The organism is Aneurinibacillus sp. REN35 (genome assembly GCF_041379945.2).
Taxonomy (GTDB): Bacteria; Bacillota; Bacilli; order Aneurinibacillales; family Aneurinibacillaceae; genus Aneurinibacillus.
Window position 1 is genome coordinate 1 of record NZ_JBFTXJ020000009.1, and the last position, 20,602, is coordinate 20,602.

The window sequence follows — 20,602 nt, forward strand, 5'->3', positions numbered from 1 at the left end:
CTTCTAGCTTCGCGGGGTCGATATTATATGTCTTCGGATCAATATCGGCAAATACCGGTGTGGCACCTACTTGTGAGATGACTTCCGCTGATGCGAAAAACGTAAACGGAGAAGTGATAACTTCGTCCCCCGGTCCGATGCCGAGCGCATCAAGCGTCAGAAGCAGCGCGTCGGTTCCATTGGCGACACCAATCGCATGCTTCGTACCACAGTATTCCGCTACGGCCGCTTCAAAGTTTTTCACATACGGTCCCATAATGTAGTTGCCGCTTTCAAGCACATTATCAATTGCTTGCTTAATTTCCGGCTTGATGTCTTGATATTGAGCGGTTAAATCCAGCAAAGATACTTTTCTCATTGTTTTTTCCATGTTTCCCATGCTCCTCTCACTAGTGCGTACTAACTGCTTCCTTGTTGTCGTCCCATGTAACGGGCGCGTGTCTCTCTGCCGCTTCGTATACGGTTAGGACAAGCTGCAATGCATTGCGGCCATCCTGTCCAGTAACGAGCGGTTCTCTATCTTCGCGAATGGCCTGGGCCATATCGGCGATGATATGTTGGTGTCCTGGCGTACCGAATGGGTCCTGCTCTATCTGATTGATGAGCTGTGCCGTCTCTTCCTCCGACATGCCTTCAAAAATCAGGTGCTTTATCCAATTCGCTGTACGACCGGAGATAACGGCTGTGCCTCTTTCCCCAAAAATACTCAGTGACTCTTCATAGTTTTTCGGGTAGATCGTTGCTGCCGCTTCGATGATGCCAAGTGTACCGTCTTTGAACTTGAGTACAGCAACCGATACATCTTCAGCTTCAATATTGCGCAGGCGCGTAGCATTATAAGCCTGCACTTCCTCCACCGGCCCGGTCAGCCAGTACATCAAGTCCAGGTTATGAATGGCCTGATTCATCAGCACACCGCCGTCCATCTCTTTCGTTCCGCGCCAAGGCGCCTGGTCATAATACGCCTGATCTCGATTCCAGCGCACTGTCGCGTTGACGTGGCTGAGTTTACCGAAATGCCCTGCATCTTTGAGCTTTTTAAGCTCCATTACAGCCGGGCGGAAGCGATTGGGATGCACGACCGATAGCTTGACGCCATTCTCTTCACACGCTGTAATGATACGGTCCGCATCCTCAAGTGTCAGCGCAATCGGCTTTTCCACAATGATATGTTTCTTGGCTGCGGCAGCCTGTACCGCCAACGGCGCATGCAGTCCACTTGGCGTGCAGATGCTTACCACATCAAGCTTGTCTTCTTGCTCCAGCATGTCATCGAGTGATAAATACCCGCGCACACCGTGCTGTTCTGTATACTCGTTCAACCGTGTAGGATTGGTGTCGCAGACTGCGATAAGCTCGGCATTCGGAATATTCCGAATCGCTTCGATGTGCTTATTTGCGATATGCCCGCACCCAACAATAGCAAATGAAATGGTAGACATAGAGCCACTTCCTTCGTCAATAATCTGAATGATTGTAAAGTAATAGGATTGCTTATATAATTAAGTAATACTCTGTATAAATAAGATATAATGGGTGATTTTTTGCCTAAAAAATCCCTAAGAATTTCTTTCGTTTTTTCTTTTTCTCAAACGAGCGCGGAACCGGCGCTGCAATATCCTGACCGGAGACGAGCCGCCGCGCATTCTCTTGAAAAAATCGCGTGTACTCCGGCCCTATCTCCTCATCGATCCAATCATACGCCGCCTGAAGAGCAAACCCTCGGCGCGTAACATTATGTGCATCAGAGGCAATAAAATGTATCAAATCATGTTCAATGAATCTGCGGGAAATCGTGCGGTATTTCGCGCTGAACTCTCCCGCGACGCTTGCCGCCGTCAACTGGGCGAGCGCCCCTTTCTCTACCATGCGGTATAGAATAGACGGGCGTTCCCTTATGTCATGATTGCGCTCCGGGTGTGCAATGATCGGGACGTAGCCTTCGACCTGCAAATCGAACAGAAGCTGCTGTGCATAGGCAGGTACATGATCATACGGGAACTCAAGCAGCACATAGCATTCTGTCTCATTCAATGTCAGAAGCGTCCGTTCTGCCGCCCGAAAATCCGCCACAATATCCCCGTACAGATGCAATTCCATCCCCGGCAATATCGTTAAGTCAATCCCTCGCTCTGTAAGCAGGTGATTCGCTTCTTCTACCCGCTGAAGAATAACGGAAGCGGGATTCTCATATTGGCTATCTTTGTGGTGTGGTGTCGCGATCACATGCGTGATGCCGTTGTGTACCGCATCACGCGCCAGCGCAATCGTATCCTCCGGGCTTTTGGCTCCGTCATCAAGCCCCCACAAAATATGATTATGAATGTCTACATTCATCTCCCGCTCCCCCTTCCTTCGCAGCCTGACATACTCCTATTGCTGGTAGTAATAATAATAGTCTTCGTTCTTCTTTGCCTTCTTGTTGTTGAGCACAATGCCAAGCAGACGGGCATGCGCATTCTCCAACTGCTGCTTCGCTTTCTTCGCCATATCACGGTTCGTCTTACCTGAGTTAACCACCAGGATGCAGCCGTCCACCATCCTTGCCAGGATAGTGGAATCCGCTACAGCCAGCGTAGGCGGCGTATCCAGAATAATGAAATCAAAATGAGTCTGCAGTTCTTCTAAGGCTGCCCGCATCTTCTTCGATCCCAGAAGCTCCGATGGATTCGGGGGAATCGGCCCGGCCGTCATGACGAACAAATTCTCAATGCCCGTCTGCTGTACCGTATTCTCCAATGCGGTCTGTCCGGCGAGAAAGCTTGTCAAGCCGCGACGGTTTGACACATAAAAGGTCTGATGTCCGGTAGGCTTCCGCAGGTCTGCATCAATATACAGCGTACGCTTGCCCGCCTGTGCGGTTACTACCGCTAGATTTGCCGATGTCGTCGACTTCCCTTCTTCCGGAGCAGTACTTGTCACAAGAATGGTTTTGATTTCCTGGTCCACACCTGCGAATTGTATATTCGTACGCAGGGTTCGGTACGCTTCTGATACTGGGGATTTCGGGTCCCAGTGTGCTATTAGCTTTTCATACCGCTTGTTTAATACGCCAATTGTACTCATGATCTCTCACCTGCCGCCGCCACTTGGGCTGTTTTTTCTGCCGCCTTGTGGACGCCTGCCTTCTCATCGGCTTCAATTACAGCAATCGAGCCAATAACCGGAAGACCGAGATGCTTTTCGATGTCCTCTTCCGTCTTCAACGAATTGTCCAAGTATTCAAGCAGGAACGCCAGCGCTACAGAGAAGATAAGACCAACAATGAATGCAACGGCCAAATTCACAAGAGGCTTCGGCTGTACAGGACCGCCGATCGCATTCGCTTTCGCCGTTGTCAGGATCTGTACGTTATCGACTTTCATAATGTTTTTGATCTCTTGTTGAAATGTTTCCGAGACCGTATTGACGACTTTGGCTGCCCGCTGCGGATCTGGATCCTTCGCTTCGATGGAGATGACCTGCGAATCCTTGACGGCTGACACATTAATCTGTCTTGTCAACGCTGCACTTTGATCTGGCTCTCCCATCTTCTGTGCTACCTTATCCATTACACGCGGACTTTTCATGACGACACTATATGTCTCAATTAATTGTAGGTTAGATTCAATATCATTACGGGAAATCGATCCTGCCTTCTCCCCCACTTGGGATTTGTTCACCAATAACTCAGCTTTTGCCTGATAAACAGGGGTCATAAACAGATACGTAATCCCTGCGCTCGCCGCGACAAAGAATAGCGTGACGAGAACAATCATCCAGAATCGCTTACGAAGAGTAGTAACAACTTCTTGTACATTCATTGTTTCTTCTTGTTGTGGCATCCTCCAATTCCTCTCTTAAGTTTTCTGTTGATGTCCTTCACGTACAACACTATATACCAAGGCAATGGAATGAAAAATGATACAAAGATTGTATTTTGTCTTACTGTTGTTGGTCATTTCATACCAACCTATCTTTTTTAATTTTCTATTTATCATTTACAATTTAATTGATTTACTAACGTTCCATTGTTTTTCTATGATCAATTTGTTAAAAATGTATGAAAAGCGTTTTTATGCATTTTCATGCAAAATGCATGTCTAGACTGATATAACAGGCAATTCAACACTTTCGACAACAAATGACAGAAAATACAGAAATATAATTCCTACTTTTTTCCTTGACACCTATTTTTTTATGTAATTTATCCCATTAAAATCCAGGCATAAACAGCCAAAAAAATTTGCGATTTTCTGTGTTTTTTTGGCTGTTTTTGCTTTTATTGTCGATTCTCAACAAAAAAAGAGAGGCGGTATACGCCTCTCTTTTGCCTGGTCCGGGGTAAAAAGCAGGAGATAAGCAGCGAAAAAACTTATACTATCTCCACCCGTTTGACCTTTTCGGTGTTATTTTTACTTGTGTGCTTGAAGAAATGCATCCATGCGATCAATGGCAATTTCCAAGTTTTCTAGCGATGTTGCATACGAGCAGCGGATATGCTTGGCTCCGCCTTCACCAAAGACATGACCTGGTACAACGGCCACTTTCTGTTCGAGAATTAGATTCTCGGCGAATTCCTCCGCTGTCATCCCCGTAGACTCAATAGACGGAAACGCATAGAAAGCACCCTGCGGTTGATGACAGGACAGACCAATCTGCTCAAACGACTTCACAATATAATTCCGCCGCTGACGGTAGCTCTCTACCATGCGGTCTTTCGCTTCCATGCCATGACGCAGCGATTCGAGTGCTGCTACCTGCCCCATAATTGGCGCACACAGCATTGTATATTGATGAATTTTGACCATTGCTTGGATAATATCCTCCGGTCCTGCCGCATATCCAACCCGCCATCCGGTCATTGCGAAGGCTTTAGAGAATCCTGAAAGCAGGATGGTCCGGTCTTTCATACCTGGAAGAGAGGCAAAGCTTGTATGGTTTGTATCATACGTTAACTCCGCATAGATCTCGTCAGAAATTACGATCAGATCATGTTTCTCTACTACACCAGCAAGCGCAGCAAGCTCTTCTCTCGTCATAATCGATCCGGTCGGATTGTTTGGAAAGCAGAAGATAATCGCTTTTGTTCGGTCTGTAATTTTTGCCTCGATATCTTCCGGCTTTAATTTGAACTGCTGCTCGATTGATGTTTGGATCGCAACAGGAACTCCGCCTGCCAAACGAACGGACGGATCGTATGATACATAGCACGGCTCGACCACCAGCACCTCATCACCTGGATCGAGGATTGCGCGCAGTGCGAGATCAATTCCTTCACTGGCTCCAACAGTAACTACTGTTTCGTTATCCGGATTGTAGTGCACATCGAAAGACGATGCTAAATACTGACAAATCGCTTCACGCAGTTCATACATGCCGCTGTTAGACGTATAAGCAGTATATCCCCTCTCAAGTGAAGTGATGGCTGCTTCGCGCGTGCTCCATGGTGTAACGAAGTCCGGCTCCCCTACTCCAAGTGAGACGACACCTTCCATTGAAGATGCCAATTCGAAAAAGCGGCGGATACCGGATGGTGGAATCGATTGAATCGTACGGGACAGACGACTGTTAGCAACGTGAGACATACTCATGGCGTAACAACCATCCTTTTGTCATCTTCCGGCTGTTCTAGAATTACACCGTCATGTTTATATTTTTTTAGAATAAAATGTGTCGTTGTCGAAAGAACGGAATCAAGCGCAGACAGCTTCTCAGATACGAACTGTGCTACCTGACGCATCGTCTTGCCTTCGATGACGACAGACAGATCATAGGCACCAGACATTAAATACACGGATTGTACTTCGGGAAAACGATAGATACGTTCTGCCACGTCATCGAATCCGACTTCACGCTTTGGCGTTACTTTGACATCGATCATAGCCGTAACAAGATCGTCCTCATCAACCTTCTGCCAATTTACGATGGCAGGATACTTGATGATCACCTTCTCTTGCTCTAATTTTGCAACCGTTTCTTTAACCTCTTCTACGCTGGTATCTAGCATCGTCGCAATTGTATCCAAAGAGCGACGGCTGTTTTCTTCTAGAATATGCAGCAGCTCCCGCTGTTTATCTCTCTCCACTTTTATCCATCCTCTCTATTTTCTTTCTACTATGACATTTATATCAATTTTCAGTATATTGCTCATAAAAAAAGGTGTTCATTTACCCGAACACAAGGTTATACATATGCTTCCATGTATTCATATCAAACACGTCAAGAGCTGAACCGTTTCCTACAATGCTGTATCCTGCAATCAGTCCAGCAAGCAGAGCTATAAAAAGCAGAAACGGAACCAGCATAATCTTAAGCAACAGCGGCATTCCGCCTCTTCGCTTTGCTCTCTTTTTTACAGCCGCGTTCTTTTCTTTACCTTCCTGTGCCACCGCACCTGAAGCGGTAGCCCGTTGGGATGTTTTACTCTGTTCCGACATTCTATCAACCTCTAAAAATTCGATTGGTGATGTCCGACATCTGATCATTATACGAAAGAGCACGCGCATTGAATTGAAGGGCGCGCTGCGCTTCGATCAATGTCGTCATTTCTTTACGCAGATCGACATTGGACATCTCAAGTCCTCCTTGATGTACAGCGATACCCTGCGGGATCTGTGCACGCCCCGGATTGCTTAGCTGGGTATATTCCTGAGGAACCTGATAATAATTTTCCCCGACTTGCGACAGCATATTCGGATTCTGGACGCTATATACGCCAATACGTGCACCAAGCTGCTCGCTTCCGTTCAACCGATACAGGATTTGTCCGTCCGCCTTAACCGTGAAGTTAGTGGCTCCAGCCGGAATCGTAACCGGTTGCGGGTTGTCTCCGTTATTCATAACAAAATCGCCTGTCTCAGTAACCAGTTGCAGGGCGCCGTTCATCGGCATGAGCTTGAAATTACCATTTCTTGTGAACAATGATGCCTGTTCGCCGTTCGCCTGCATGCGCTGAATACGAAAAAATGCCTGCTCGCCTTGCAAATAAAGGTCGGTTGGCACATCTGTATTCTTCACTGCGCCCTGATTAAAATCCGTCTGCAGTATCGCTTCCTTCGCTCCAAAACCAGGCCGTGTACCTAATGGAGTAAGCCGGTTCGGTTCCTTTGAAGCATACGGCTGGTTATCGAGGTGACGAACCAGAAGGGAAGCAAACGCTGTATCTTGATTCTTGTATCCTACCGTATCAGAATTGGCGATATTGTTAGCAATCGTATCTACACGCAGCTGCATCGCGCGCATACCGGCGGCGGAGTTAATCATAGAATGGTTCATTGCTTACACCTTCCCGTTACAATTTCCCGACTTCATTTAACTTCTGAAGTGTCATATCATATGCCTGCAGTACGCGCTGATTGGACTCGTAGCTGCGCAGTACCGTCATTAGGTTAATCATCGTCTGTCCGCTATCTACATTAGAACGCTCAATATACCCTTGCCTTATCGATACAGGCGTATCGTTTTGTGGGTTATATAATGCCGGAGCTCCCTGCCCAGTATAGCGGAACGTCGTATCGGCTTCCTTCATAAGCGTGCCAGCCGGATTATCGATACGATGCAGTCCGAGCTGTATAGGAGGTGCGGTCGGATTGCCCGGCGCAATCAACTGTCCAGAAGGTGTCACCTGCAAATTCTGTTTATTCAACGGCGCATTGCCAAGAAGCGCCCGTAAATTAATGGGCTGTCCATTAGCAGCCAGCACGGGATAGCCTTCTAGCGTGGTCAACTGTCCCTGCGCGTTCATTGTCCAGTTACCGCTACGCGTATAGTACGTCCCTTCTTCTCCGGGCTTTTGAATGGCGAAGAACATGCGAGGCTGCACCTGTTCTCCATTCGCTTCCACCATCGGCAGACCTTCATCAACCAGTGCCACGTCAAGCACTTTACCGGTTTCAAGCACATCTCCCTGGAGGAAGTTCGGCACCAGCTCCTGATTGTACACTCCATGGGAGAGGCGTCCAATCATCTGCTTAGGTCCAGGAAATGCAGGCAATCCAGCCACTCCGGCTTCATTGTCGCGAATCCTCTCTAACAGTAGCTCAGGAAACGTACGGAAAGTGGAATGATCGGCTTTATAGCCTGGCGTATTCACGTTCGCCAGATTGTTCGTCAATGCGTCCTGCCGCGCCTGATTGGCAATCATACCAGAGGCAGCAGCATCTAATCCACGCAGCATTTTCTTCACCTTGCTTTCTTAACGTACACATGACCGGCAAAAAATTGGAATCAAAGCTTCTCTCTATTATAGCAACATGATACCAGAAAAAGTAGAGGATAGGATACCTAAGAGAACATCTTTTTCCGTAATTTACGTTGCGCAATTTGTGGGGACTTGTCCAAATTCTCAAGCATAATGCCTGTTCCCATTGCTACGCAGGCCATCGGATTCTCTGCCACAAGCACCGGAACTTTTAACTCGTTGGCAAGCAGATGATCCAATCCGTGCAGCAAAGCTCCGCCGCCCGTAAGCATAATTCCGTGATCAATAATGTCAGCAGACAGCTCAGGCGGCGTACGCTCCAGCACGGACTTTGAAGCAAGAACGATTGCCTGTGCTACCTCCTGCAGTGCTGCGCATACTTCTTCCGAGGTAATCGTAACCGTCTGCGGCAATCCAGTGACCATGTCGCGGCCGCGAATATCGATCTCGTCCTTACGTGATCCATGAAAAACGGTACCGATCTGAACCTTAATATCTTCAGCGGTGCGCTCGCCGATTAGAAGCTTGTACTTGTCTTTAATATACTTCATAATCGCAACATCACACTTGTCCCCGGCCATCTTAATAGAAGAGGCGGTGACGATGTCTCCCATAGAAAGCACGGCTACATCGGTTGTTCCACCGCCCATATCGACCACCATATTGCCGTACGGTTGAAAAATATCCATTCCGGCCCCTACAGCAGCCACTTTAGGTTCTTCTTCCAGGAACACTTCTCGCGCTCCGCATCGCTGTGCCGCTTCCCGAATCGCTTTCTGTTCAACGGACGTAATGTTAGTTGGAGTACAAATCAAGATGCGCGGCCGCGCCATGAACCCTTTTACACCTATTTTCTTCACAAAATGATTCAGCATTGCTTCTGTAATGTCAAAATCCGCAATTACCCCGTCCCGAAGCGGACGAATGGCGACAATATTCCCCGGTGTGCGGCCGACCATACGGCGCGCTTCTTCTCCTACAGCCAACACTCGCTTCGTCATGCTATCAATCGCTACGACCGATGGTTCATCAAGCACAACGCCGCTTCCCTTGACATAGATAACGACGTTGGCCGTTCCCAAATCAATTCCAATATCTTTGCCCAACATGTGAGAGCCTCCCTGTAACTGGTATATCATCAGAATATTGTACTATGCATATTGTCCTGTAACAAGGAGAATTTTACCTATGCAAGCTCTTCCGCTTCCTCCTTCCGATAAGATTTGCTCTTTCTTTTGTACTTAATTTTTGTCGCTTCTCCTCCCCGCAGATGACGGACCGATTTGTGATATTCCAGAATTTCTTTGACTTCGTTCGCCAGCTCGGGATTAATCTCAGGCAGTCGTTCCGTCAAATCCTTGTGCACCGTACTTTTCGACACGCCAAACTCTTTGGCAATCTTGCGAACGGTATTACGGGTTTCCACAATGTAGTGGCCGATTTTCATCGTCCGCTCCTTGATGTAATCGTGCACGCCTCTCGCCTCCTAAGCTAATTGGTCAGTGGTCTGATACATATATATTGGGGCAAGGGCTCATATATGCGAAAAAAGGCTGATAGCATGTACTATTCAGCCTTTTTTCTGCATTTTCTCTTATTTTCGTTTTATTTTGCCTGGGCTGCATTCTCCGCCTGCGGCAAATACTTCTCAGGCTCGACTGCTTCCCCGTTTTTGTGTACCTCAAAATGTAAGTGAATACCAAGATCTTTTTCGAAGACATTGCGGCCGGCCATGCCGAGCACTGCACCACGATCCACGTTGTCACCAACATTCACTTTCGTATCCTCAAGGCTCGCATACACGGTGGAGATTCCATCCTTGTGCTCAATTTCTACCTGATAGCCAAGCATCGGATCGCGCTCTGCCTTAACTACCTTCCCTGCTGCTGAAGCTGTGACTTCAAATGTTTTTTTGTCTTTGGCTGCAATAGCGATACCGGTATTCGGCCAGTAGGAGTTGTCATATTGGACAAGCGCCGCTTCCTGATCCTTCTTATCAGACATATCATCGAAGAAGCCCATTACTTTCTTAGTTGTATCTTGCTTGGCTGGCCATGCCAGCTTATCGTCAGATGCTTGTACCGGAACGGCAGGCTGTTCATTGCCGCCTTGAGCAACTTTCATCGGCTCAGAACTCTGCTGCGGTGCAGCTTGCGGTTTCGCTGGGGTAGTTGAAAAATCCTTGCTGCTCTGATACCACATTACACCCGCGAGAATGATAGCTGCTGCGCCTAGATACATTGCGGGAAAAATCCAAGTCTTACCTAATACACGTCTCCATCCACCGGCCTTCACTTTTTGGACAGGTGAGGAGGATTTAGTTGATTTTTTTTGTTCATCCATTGTTTTATCACCTCAGCAATCAGTGTTGACAGGAAGTGAGCCGGATAAACATAGGAGAATAGTTTTTTGTATAAAAAGTTTATACATAGGGTACAGAAAGAAAAAAAGGGCATACGTCGGCGCGTACCCCTTTCTTTTTTTACTTGAACCACTTCTCTCCGCTTTCGATGGTAATGCCTTTATAGAAATACGCCACAATTTCTTGTGCTGTCTTTCCTTCTTTGGCCATGCCGTTCGCTCCCCACTGACTCATGCCCACTCCATGCCCATATCCAAGCGTACGAATCACAACCTTGCCTTTTTCTACACTCATCGAAAAATGGGAAGAATTCAAACCCAGCTTGGTACGGACTTCCCGTCCAGTAAAGGTTTTATCTCCGATTTTGATTTCTTTCACCCGCTGGCCTACGGTACGTGACAGCACCTTCTGCCATGTGCCGTCTCCTGCGGCAGCCGGTTGTGCAATTTTTGTTTTAAGCCGTTTCTCCAGTTGGTCTACCGTCATCGTGATACTCTCTTGATAGCGCGGTGAAACAGTATCCCACGGTACTTTTACGCTGCGCAAATACGGAATTTTATTTTCCCAGTATTCCTCTGAATTCTCAGTATATCCGTTGCTCGTAGAGAAGAACGTGGCATTGATCGGCTCCTGCTGATAGGTGAGAACTTGTCCGATCGTTTCATCCACCGCCTGCTGGATTCGCGCCTTCTTCCATGTATAGGAACTTCCCCATGCTTCCTTGCGCTGTCGGTCGTCCATATATACTTGGTGCTTGACTGTATCTGTAACATGGGCGCCTTTAGGCACATCAGTAACGTCTTTTTTCAAAAGGCGCAAAGCCAAATACGTTCGCGCAGCGAGCGCTTGCGCTTTCAGCGCTTCTATCTCAAACTCAGCAGGCATCTCTCCCGATACGACTCCTGCCACGTAATCCTCTAAGGGTACCGAGTCGATTTTTCCTGTCTCGACCCGAAACACACGCACCGAGAAATCAATAACATTCCCACTGATCTTTGGCATAGAAACAGGGGGTACGGCCGTCGTAACCACCTGCTGCTGTGGCGGCATTCCGGTTGATTCCGGATAGATCAGTACGAGCACAGACGGAACCACAAGTAAAACTGCAATCATAGCGGCAATCGTATAAAAGATCGGTTTCATACCCAACTCCTCTCAGCTACCTGTTGGACAACTTACTTTATCAATCTATGCTAGGTGAGGGAAGAGTATGCGCACGCACAAAAAAACCTCCCTCGGAGCAACGCTCCCGGGAGGTTTTTTAAAAGACATACATAAATAATATAAATACGAAAAAACACGTTAGGCAAGTGATGCTTTGGAAGAAGAAGCCGTTACAGCCATTTCATCATTTGCCTCATCTTTAACAAGCTGTACAACCGGTGTATTATGACGTTCAATGTCAGCACCCAAACCACGCAGCTTGCTGACGATATCAACATAGCCACGGTCCACATGGTGCAGCTCAGTTACTTCCGTCTCACCGTCCGCAATCAAGCCCGCCAAAATGAGTGCTGCACCTGCACGCAAATCGGTAGCTTTTACTTTAGCCCCAGTCAAACGAGATTGACCGCTAATGATTGAAGTACGTCCCTCAATCTTAATATTAGCACCCATCCGTTTGAATTCATCAACATGCATAAAACGGTTTTCGAATACCGTCTCCGTAATCATGCTGCTGCCTGTTGCTGAAAGCATGACAGCCATGAACTGCGCCTGCATGTCTGTTGGAAAACCTGGATGCGGCAGTGTCTTGACATCCACACATTTAAGTTCAGGACTGCAATATACACGTGCACCGTTTTCCATCTCTTCGATCGTTACACCCATCTCCCGCAGCTTCGCTACAACCGGCTTCAAGTGGTCCGTAATGGCATTCTCGATAAATACATCACCACGCGTAATGGCTGCAGCTACCATGAAAGTTCCCGCTTCAATCCGATCTGGAATTACGCTATGTACGGCCCCAGTCATGCGTTCTACCCCTTCAATGCGAATGGTGTCCGTTCCGGCTCCGCGCACACGCGCTCCCATGGCATTTAAGTAGTTCGCCAAATCAACGATTTCCGGCTCCTGAGCAACATTCTCGATCGTGGTCGTACCTTCAGCAAGCACGGCCGCCATCATAATGTTCTCTGTTGCACCTACACTTGGAATGTCGAGATAAATTTTTGTACCCTTTAATCTTCCCTCTACACTGGCATAAATATAGCCTTGACCGATCTCGACTTTGGCACCCATAGCTTCAAAGCCTTTCAAGTGCTGATCGATGCCTCGCGAACCAATCGCACATCCGCCCGGCAGTGGAATTCGTGCCGCTCCTTTACGTGCCAGAAGTGAGCCCATTACAAGGAAAGAAGCCCGCATTTTGCGAACCCATTCATAAGGCGCCTCTACCTTGGATAAGGCGCTTGCATCCACGGTCAGTGTTTCAGCTTTGCTATCGTATTGTATATTTACATTTAATGCGCGAATCACTTCGCTAATTGTATACACATCATCTAAACCAGGCACTTCATGAATGGTACTCGTGCCTTCTTCTGCCAGAATGGATGCTGCAATAATGGGAAGTACGGCATTTTTTGCGCCGTGTACCCGTACCTTTCCGGATAGACGTCGTCCACCGCGGATAATAATCTTGTCCACGTTACATTTCCCCCCGCGTCCTGCTAGTATTCCGCTGTAATAATTGGTAGTCCTGCTGTTATTACTGTTCCCTGCATATACGTATCGTAATGCGCGGCAACTTGCAAGTTCATGGATCGATGGTTTGTTGCAATAACTGTGTGAAATAGGGGCGAATAAGCTGAATAGCTAAGGACCGTTTCTTCTTCCAGACTTTCAACCATTTTTCCTCCGAGAGAAGCCAATAATTGGTTGGCTTTCTTCTTTTGCAAGTCATTTTCCAGTTTACCATTATAAATTCCTCTAACACAAGAGATAATTTGCGGTAGTTCGGAACTATTTCCAGAAATCCGTGCGTAATTCACAGTTATGCCTTTCATTAACGCCACCTGCTCTTCTTTACCCCGGAACGTGACACCTAAACCACCGGCAATTTCGTCCGTATGTTCAACTGGACGTAGATGTACATAAATTTCCTGTTCGATGCCTGTACGATCTTTCGTTTCCCCACGATAGATATGAATTCCGTTCCGCACTTGTTCTTTCCAGACAGTAATGTTAGCGGCCCTGGCAATGGTTTGCAAAAAAAGCTCTGCTTGCTGCTGATCATGAAAACGAATTGTATCCCACTTTACACGCACCTGTACTTCCTGTACATGGGCCTCTATGCCCTTTACGGCTGCAAGCAGCGTATATGCATCAGCAAATGAATTGTCCAACGCTTCCTTTTGGCTTAATGATGACTGGGTCGTTCCTGCTATTACAGGGTACCCTACAAACAGAATCAGGCCCATTACTGTAAGCAATAGCGCATGCTTCCATGTTTCCTTTATTTTCATTTATATCCCTCTCCCGTTTCTCTCATTTTACTATTCATTCTGTGCGAAAAACGGGAGCCCTATACTGTCATATCCTTAGAAAAATTGTCGCAGCATCTGCGTCCAGCCAAAATAGTCGCTAAAGAATGAAGCGATGCCGTGACCGATAACAATAGATAGAAAAATTTGTAATAACTTAGCCTGCGCTCCCTTCGGATTGACTGTAAAAAGATCAAAGCGGAACGCCTGCAGCGCCCAAAAACTCAATCCAATAAACACAAGCGAAAGTAGAATATTAATCATTCCCGCTACCGCCATTATCGTATTCCTCCTTATTCTCAACAAAAAAATGTTCCCCGCTCATTGTATCACAATCAGCATTGGGGAACATTTTTGAAAGGTAATTCTCTATCCTTACTGTCCGCCTGCCTGGAACATTTGCTGCAGCGGGAAATTGCTGTGAATGTACTGCATAACCGGGTCCGGCATAATTCCAACCGCTACCGTACCAACCAGTGCAATAAGTACCACCAGCATAATCGGGAACGGAACCTTGAGCCGCGTCTCGGTTTTACCTGGCCGCATGTACATCTGGCGAACGATGCCAAAATAGTAGTAATAAGAAACTACGCTCGTTGCCAACATAATACCTGCTAACCAGTAGCTGCTGTGCACAATTGTACTTAAGAAAATGTAAAATTTCCCAAAGAAACCTGCACTGATCGGAATACCGGCCAGCGATAACAGGAAGAACGTCATAGCAATGGCCAGCCACGGAGCACGATGATACAGACCTGCAAACGATTGAATATCTTCTGTATTCTGATCACGATTGACAATCATAATAATCGCAAAGGCGCCCATATTCGCCAGCAGATAAGCGACAAGATAGAAAATCGTCTGCTCGAACATCAATACCGTAAGCGTTGCGAACGGTACAAGCAAATATCCAGCCTGCGCGATACCTGAGTAGGCCATCATCCGCTTTACGTTCACCTGGCGCAGGGCGAGCGTGTTCCCGATAATCATGGAGGCGGCTGCGACAATAGCAATGTACAGCGATAGCGTATCTACAAGCACCGAACTTTGTTGTCCAGATGCCATATCCAGATTCACTAGATTTCCAAAAACAATCAGGAAGATTCGCAGAAGTATCGCAAACCCTGCCGCTTTTGAGACAACAGATAGAAAAGCGGTAATCGGTGTCGGTGCGCCCTGATACACATCTGGCGCCCACATATGATAGGGAACCGCCGAAATCTTAAACGCAAGACCAACGATCAATAAGAAGAATGACAGATAGACTAAGAAATCAAATCCGCCCTGAAATACATCAGACAGCCGCTCTGCAATCACATACAGATTGGTTGAACCTGTCATTCCATAAATGAAGGACATACCATATAACGTAATCGCGGAAGCAATTCCTCCAGAAATCACATATTTGAATGCCGATTCATTTGATTGAATATGTTTCTTCCTTGTCCCAACCAGAATATAAGAAGAAATGGAGAGAAGCTCCAGTCCAACGAATAGGGTAATCAGATCAGAAGAAGAAGCCATAAACATCGCGCCAAGCAGCGCACTAAGAATTAAATAATAATATTCGCCTGAGTACTTAACATTGCGCTCCTCATCCACGTAGCTAAGCGAGATCAGGAATACAAGCGCCACACCGCTGAGGAAAATCAGCTTAAACGCGTTGGCAAAGCCATCTAAGCGATACATATCATGTAAAATGGAAACAACATCTTGACCGGTGTTCTTTACTACAAAATATCCCGCAACAATAATTCCCAAAAGACCGATCCAGGCAAGAATACGCCGATCCGACTTTTCTTTCATTATTAAATCGAGCAGCGAGAGGAGTGTAGCGACACCTAGTATGGTAAATTCAGGGGCCATCACCGACCAATCGTATTGCGCCAGGTTTCCCCATTTATTAACACCATTCATCGGCTTTTACCCTCCTATCCTCGGCACGATATTTTGCAGCGTCGTCTGGAGCGGCTCACTCAATACGGCTGGATATACGCCGATTAAGATAACCAGGCTCAGCAGAACAACCATAGGCACGACCTCGATGGCCTGCGCATCGGAGAGCGATTCATGCTTCTGCTGAATCGGACCGAACGTAGTTCCAAGTGTCGCACGCAGCAAATATACAGCCGTTAGAATAATACCGAGTGCACCGATGGCAGCAATGATTGGTTTTGCGCCGAACAGGCCGACGAATGCAAGGAACTCACTAATAAACCCTGACATCCCCGGAAGGCCGGCAGACGCCATCATCGCTGTCAGAAAAATACCGCTGATAACCGGCATAGACTTCGCAAGTCCACCCAGTTCACGAATGTTGCTCGTGCCGGTACGTTCATGAATAAGTGATACGATATAGAACATCAGCGCGGCAATCAAACCATGTGATACCATCTGGAATATCGCCCCTTGGAACCCTTCGGCATTCATCGCCGCCAGACCCAATAGTACAATTCCCATATGGCTGACACTAGAGTAGGCCAGCATCTGCTTTAATTCATCCTGTGCTAATGCCAGTACAGCACCATACAGAATATTAATCACCCCAAGCACTGCAATCAGCGTCGAGAGTTCATTCATCCACTCCGGAAAAAATCCCGCGTTCATGCGAATGAGTGCATATCCCCCGATTTTAATTAATACGCCTGAAGAAATCATAATCACAGCCGGGTGACCTTCTTGATACGCTTTAAGCATCCACGTATGGAACGGAACGATTGGGATTTTGATCGCAAAAGCCAGAAGCAGCGCGATGAATAATCCAAAGCGAAGTGTATCCGGAATAAAGCCAGGCATACCCGACACATTGCGCGGCGACATCGGGTCCGTCAGCAGCTGACGAATCTCTTCAATATTCAGCGTACCCATGATAATAAACAAAGCGACGAACACAATCAGCATAATCGCTGATCCCACACCGTTATAGAGTAAGAACTTCATGGAAGCCTTCTCGCGATCTTTATATCCCCAGATCCCCATCAAGAAGAACATCGGAATGATCGTAAACTCAAAGAAAATAAAGAATTGGAACAGATTCGCTGATGTAAACACGCCCAGCATGCCCATCTCGACGATAAGAAATAGGATATAAAACTCTTTCCAACGCTTGTTGATAGTCAACCCTGCAACGGAAGCCATCGTAGCGATTACAGTAGTCAACACGAGCAGAGGCATCGATAGCCCATCCACTCCGACTTCGAATTTAATCGGAACCGCTTGCTGACCTACCGGAATGTTAATCCAATTCCACTGCTGTACAAGCTGTAAGCCTTCTGCCGCTGAATTAAAATTAACATACAGCATGATGGCTAGGACAAGCGGAACTAGTGTTGCAAGAATACCGAGAGCTTTCACTGTACCAGGCAGGCTTCTTGGAACAAAGGCGAGCAACAGCACACCTAGAAGCGGTGAAAACGTTAAGATTGTAAGAAAATAGTTCGCCATTGCTCCACGTACCCCCCTGCTATTGTTAAACCGGCAAGCAGAAGCACAAGCCCGATAAAGGCAATCGCTCCATATGTCTGTATCTGCCCGTTCTGCACCCGTGCTCCAACACCACCAATTCCTCGTGTGAAGGCCGCAACAAGGCGCACCAATCCATCCACTACCCATACATCAAATATGTGCAGCCCTTTACCTAACATGCGCAGCGGCTTTACAAACACTGCATCATAGATCTCATCAATATAATACTTGCGGAAGGAAAGACGATACAGCGGACCGCCTTGCCCTTGCGGAACCGTACCTTTTCCATACATGTACCAAGCCAGCGCAATACCTGCAACCGATACACCTACGGCAACAATGGTGACCCAGATTGGGGCAGCATGTTCAGCACCATGCCCACCTGCAAATCCGTTCGTCAGCCATTCGCCGAGCACCGGCTTCCACGGCGTATTGATCAGACCGGCTACAACTGCCAGTACAGCCAATACAAGCATCGGCATCGTCATAACACCAGGCGATTCATGAGCGTCCGCTCCACCGCGCGCCTGTCCGCTAAATGTCAGGAAGAACAGGCGGAACATATAAAATGCGGTAAATGAAGCGGCAACAAGCGCAATGATGAACAAATCAATATGCCCGGAAGCAAGCGTTGCAACAAGAATTTCTTCTTTAGACCAGAAGCCTGCAAACGGTGGTACGCCTGCAATCGCTAAGCACCCGATTAGGAAAACAATGCCTGTGATGCGCATCTTTTTCCATAAGCCGCCCATCTCAAAAATATCCTGCGTGTGCACAGCATGTATAACACTGCCCGCCGCGAGGAATAATAGAGCTTTAAAGAATGCGTGTGTCATTAAATGGAACGTACCCGCTACATAACCTGCAGCGCTTGCTGCGCCAAGCGCCAGCATCATATAACCCAACTGACTTACGGTAGAGTAAGCCAGCACACGCTTAATATCCCGCTGCGTCAAGCCGATTGAGGCAGCAAAAATAGCAGTAAAACCACCTACATACGCGATTACATCCGTTGCTATCGGAGACGCCAGATATAAATCGTACATCCGCGCTACGAGGTATACACCCGCGGCAACCATCGTTGCGGCGTGAATCAGCGCACTGACAGGAGTCGGACCTTCCATGGCATCCGGCAACCATGTATGAAGCGGGAATTGACCGGATTTACCGACGGCTCCAATAAAGACCAGAATACCAACCAGTGTGATCTTCCACTCTTCGACAGTACCTGTTTCGATTTTGTTGAAAATATCGCTATAGTTAAAGCTTCCCATCCACCAGAAGGTCAGTGCAAGTCCGATAAATAGCCCAACGTCACCAATACGTGTGACGATAAAAGCTTTCTTGGCTGCAGCTTTTGCTTCCGGCTTATAGAAATAAAAGCCGACCAGCAAGAATGAGCAGACCCCTACCAGTTCCCAGAATATGTACAACTGCAGGATGTTAGGCGACAGCACGACACCCAGCATAGAGAACGTAAACAGAGCCAGATACTGATAGAATACCGGAAAACGTTCATCGCCCTTCATATAGCCACGCGAGTAGATATTAACCAGCATACTAACTAAAGTAACAATCACAAGCATCATTGCATTCAACTGGTTTACTTCAAAGCCCATTGTAATCTCGCGGCCAGCGAACGTAATCCAGTGGAAATCGTTATTGATATAATCCTTAGCACCTTCGGCAAACCGCTCAAAGAAGATTAGCAGCGCCACCGCAAACGAAGCGGCTGTGGCGAGAATACCGACGTACGCCGCCGATTCTTTCAGCTGGCGTCCGAATGCTACAAGCAGCACGAAAGCTAAAAGCGGAAAGAGCGGCACAAGCCAGGCGTTCGCTATCATTTCCATATTCACCAATCCTTTTCTCTATCGCTTCATTAAATCCATCTCATCCACCTGCACGGTATTACGGTTGCGGTACAGAGAGATTAGAATGGCCAGCCCTACGGCTGCTTCGGCTGCTGCCACCGTAATGGTAAACAACGAGAAGATTTGTCCTGAAATATTAGGAAACATGCCATACTTGGCGAACGCAACAAGATTGATATTGACCGCATTGAGCATCAATTCAATCGACAGGAGAACGACAACAGCGTTACGCTTCGTCAACGCACCATACAATCCGATACAGAACAAAATCAAGGCCACCAACAGATATGAGGTAATGGGTACACTCATTCGTCTTCCGCCTCCTTCTTAGCCAGAATAATCGCACCAATCAGCGCAACCAGCAGAAGGACAGACACCATCTCAAATGGAATCACATAATTGGTAAACATCTGAATCCCGATTTCCTTCACATTATCCTGCTTTGTGAAATCGGCCGCCTGATTATTCCACTGGACACCTTGAATTCCGAAGAAAACGAGAAGAAAGAACACAACAATCCCAATACGAACAAGCCATTTTGCGGGGGTTTTCTTCTCCTGAACTTCCGTAGCATCATGGCGCGTAAGCATGATACCAAATAGCATCAGAATTGAGATTGCACCTGAATACACAAGGATCTGTGTCATACCGACAAACTCGGCCTCAAGCAATATATAGAGACCAGCGATACTCAAGAACGTGAAGGCTAGAGCTACAACCATATGTACGACGCGGGTGAAGCTGATCATGAAGACCGCTCCCCCGATCGTCAGCAGGGCGAGAACGAAAAAGGCAATAAATTCACCGCTCATTATGCTTCTCCTCCCCGTACATTCGTATTGTTCTGATCAAGCCACTCCAAGTTCTTAAACAATTCGTCACGGCTATATGCAGCCAATTCGAAATTCGTCGTCATAACAATCGCTTCTGTCGGGCAGACCTCTGTACATAGATCACACAAAATACAGATCTCGAAGTTAATATCATACGTGTCAATTACTTTTCCTTTTTTGTTCGGATCTTCGCTTTTCTTTCCAACCAAATCAATACAGTTTGTTGGACAAATCCGCGCACACTGGTTACATACAATGCATTTTTCGGGTGCAAAATGCTGAATGCCGCGGAAACGCTCCGGCCAAACCATTTCTTGATCCGGATACATATGGGTAACTTTCTTCTTGGTCAACTGTTTAAATGTATAAGCCATACCCTTGGCAAAGCCTAGCATAGTATCACC

Annotated in this window: 23 protein-coding genes; all 23 read right to left on the reverse strand. The window is 47.1% G+C overall.

Annotation, left to right across the window (positions count from 1 at the left end; genetic code table 11):
• The coding region (locus tag AB3351_RS16005) for an aminotransferase class I/II-fold pyridoxal phosphate-dependent enzyme (RefSeq protein WP_371148159.1) at positions 1 to 370 on the reverse strand (370 nt) is incomplete at its 3' end.
• Positions 371 to 389: 19 nt separating this feature from the next.
• A complete protein-coding gene (locus tag AB3351_RS16010; protein WP_371148160.1) occupies positions 390 to 1,442 on the reverse strand; it encodes a Gfo/Idh/MocA family protein in 1,053 nt (350 codons plus the stop codon).
• 106 nt (positions 1,443 to 1,548) lie between these two features.
• The gene (locus tag AB3351_RS16015) at positions 1,549 to 2,337 is read right to left on the reverse strand and encodes a tyrosine-protein phosphatase (RefSeq protein ID WP_371148161.1); all 789 of its coding nucleotides are present in this window, start codon (positions 2,335 to 2,337) and stop codon (positions 1,549 to 1,551) included.
• 36 nt (positions 2,338 to 2,373) lie between these two features.
• Positions 2,374 to 3,066 carry a CpsD/CapB family tyrosine-protein kinase gene (locus AB3351_RS16020; RefSeq protein WP_371148162.1) on the reverse strand — a complete coding sequence of 231 codons (693 nt, stop codon included), beginning with the start codon at positions 3,064 to 3,066 and terminating at the stop codon, positions 2,374 to 2,376.
• Positions 3,063 to 3,824, reverse strand: coding sequence for a YveK family protein (locus AB3351_RS16025; RefSeq protein ID WP_371148163.1), 762 nt, complete (start codon positions 3,822 to 3,824; stop codon positions 3,063 to 3,065). Before AB3351_RS16025 ends, AB3351_RS16020 begins: the two co-directional genes overlap by 4 nt.
• Positions 3,825 to 4,394: 570 nt before the next feature.
• Positions 4,395 to 5,573, reverse strand: coding sequence for an aminotransferase (locus AB3351_RS16030; RefSeq protein ID WP_371148164.1), 1,179 nt, complete (start codon positions 5,571 to 5,573; stop codon positions 4,395 to 4,397).
• Entirely contained in the window at positions 5,570 to 6,067 is a 498-nt protein-coding gene (locus tag AB3351_RS16035) for an Lrp/AsnC family transcriptional regulator (RefSeq protein WP_371148165.1), read from the reverse strand. Before AB3351_RS16035 ends, AB3351_RS16030 begins: the two co-directional genes overlap by 4 nt.
• A gap of 82 nt (positions 6,068 to 6,149) precedes the next feature.
• On the reverse strand, positions 6,150 to 6,419 hold the full coding sequence (locus AB3351_RS16040) for a DNA-directed RNA polymerase subunit beta (protein WP_371148166.1): 270 nt from the start codon (positions 6,417 to 6,419) through the stop codon (positions 6,150 to 6,152).
• A gap of 4 nt (positions 6,420 to 6,423) precedes the next feature.
• Positions 6,424 to 7,257 carry a flagellar hook-basal body protein gene (locus AB3351_RS16045; protein WP_371148167.1) on the reverse strand — a complete coding sequence of 278 codons (834 nt, stop codon included), beginning with the start codon at positions 7,255 to 7,257 and terminating at the stop codon, positions 6,424 to 6,426.
• A gap of 16 nt (positions 7,258 to 7,273) precedes the next feature.
• Positions 7,274 to 8,158, reverse strand: coding sequence for a flagellar hook-basal body protein (locus AB3351_RS16050; RefSeq protein ID WP_371148168.1), 885 nt, complete (start codon positions 8,156 to 8,158; stop codon positions 7,274 to 7,276).
• A gap of 107 nt (positions 8,159 to 8,265) precedes the next feature.
• Positions 8,266 to 9,291 carry a rod shape-determining protein gene (mreB, locus tag AB3351_RS16055; RefSeq protein WP_371148169.1) on the reverse strand — a complete coding sequence of 342 codons (1,026 nt, stop codon included), beginning with the start codon at positions 9,289 to 9,291 and terminating at the stop codon, positions 8,266 to 8,268.
• 77 nt (positions 9,292 to 9,368) lie between these two features.
• Positions 9,369 to 9,656 (reverse strand): sporulation transcriptional regulator SpoIIID, encoded by a 288-nt coding sequence (gene spoIIID, locus AB3351_RS16060; RefSeq protein WP_040304706.1) that lies wholly within the window; start codon positions 9,654 to 9,656, stop codon positions 9,369 to 9,371.
• A 131-nt stretch (positions 9,657 to 9,787) separates the two neighbouring features.
• On the reverse strand, positions 9,788 to 10,525 hold the full coding sequence (locus AB3351_RS16065) for a peptidoglycan DD-metalloendopeptidase family protein (RefSeq protein ID WP_371148170.1): 738 nt from the start codon (positions 10,523 to 10,525) through the stop codon (positions 9,788 to 9,790).
• Positions 10,526 to 10,664: 139 nt separating this feature from the next.
• Positions 10,665 to 11,687: a stage II sporulation protein D gene (spoIID, locus tag AB3351_RS16070; protein WP_371148171.1), complete on the reverse strand. Its 1,023-nt coding sequence runs from the start codon at positions 11,685 to 11,687 to the stop codon at positions 10,665 to 10,667.
• Positions 11,688 to 11,846: 159 nt separating this feature from the next.
• Positions 11,847 to 13,190 carry a UDP-N-acetylglucosamine 1-carboxyvinyltransferase gene (gene murA / locus AB3351_RS16075; RefSeq protein ID WP_371148172.1) on the reverse strand — a complete coding sequence of 448 codons (1,344 nt, stop codon included), beginning with the start codon at positions 13,188 to 13,190 and terminating at the stop codon, positions 11,847 to 11,849.
• 23 nt (positions 13,191 to 13,213) lie between these two features.
• Positions 13,214 to 14,008 (reverse strand): YwmB family TATA-box binding protein, encoded by a 795-nt coding sequence (locus AB3351_RS16080; protein WP_371148173.1) that lies wholly within the window; start codon positions 14,006 to 14,008, stop codon positions 13,214 to 13,216.
• A gap of 75 nt (positions 14,009 to 14,083) precedes the next feature.
• Positions 14,084 to 14,305, reverse strand: coding sequence for a DUF1146 family protein (locus AB3351_RS16085; protein WP_371148174.1), 222 nt, complete (start codon positions 14,303 to 14,305; stop codon positions 14,084 to 14,086).
• A gap of 96 nt (positions 14,306 to 14,401) precedes the next feature.
• Positions 14,402 to 15,943, reverse strand: a complete 1,542-nt coding sequence (gene nuoN, locus AB3351_RS16090) for an NADH-quinone oxidoreductase subunit NuoN (RefSeq protein WP_371148175.1) — start codon at positions 15,941 to 15,943, stop codon at positions 14,402 to 14,404.
• 6 nt (positions 15,944 to 15,949) lie between these two features.
• The gene (locus tag AB3351_RS16095) at positions 15,950 to 17,470 is read right to left on the reverse strand and encodes a complex I subunit 4 family protein (RefSeq protein WP_371148176.1); all 1,521 of its coding nucleotides are present in this window, start codon (positions 17,468 to 17,470) and stop codon (positions 15,950 to 15,952) included.
• Positions 17,443 to 19,344 carry an NADH-quinone oxidoreductase subunit L gene (nuoL, locus tag AB3351_RS16100; RefSeq protein WP_415708684.1) on the reverse strand — a complete coding sequence of 634 codons (1,902 nt, stop codon included), beginning with the start codon at positions 19,342 to 19,344 and terminating at the stop codon, positions 17,443 to 17,445. Before nuoL ends, AB3351_RS16095 begins: the two co-directional genes overlap by 28 nt.
• Before the next feature lie 18 nt (positions 19,345 to 19,362).
• Positions 19,363 to 19,674, reverse strand: a complete 312-nt coding sequence (gene nuoK / locus AB3351_RS16105; RefSeq protein ID WP_371148177.1) for an NADH-quinone oxidoreductase subunit NuoK — start codon at positions 19,672 to 19,674, stop codon at positions 19,363 to 19,365.
• Positions 19,671 to 20,177: an NADH-quinone oxidoreductase subunit J gene (locus tag AB3351_RS16110; RefSeq protein ID WP_371148178.1), complete on the reverse strand. Its 507-nt coding sequence runs from the start codon at positions 20,175 to 20,177 to the stop codon at positions 19,671 to 19,673. Before AB3351_RS16110 ends, nuoK begins: the two co-directional genes overlap by 4 nt.
• Positions 20,177 to 20,593 carry an NADH-quinone oxidoreductase subunit NuoI gene (gene nuoI, locus AB3351_RS16115; protein WP_371148179.1) on the reverse strand — a complete coding sequence of 139 codons (417 nt, stop codon included), beginning with the start codon at positions 20,591 to 20,593 and terminating at the stop codon, positions 20,177 to 20,179. The genes AB3351_RS16110 and nuoI overlap by 1 nt, the downstream gene beginning before the upstream one ends.
• Between the last annotated feature and the right edge of the window lie 9 nt (positions 20,594 to 20,602).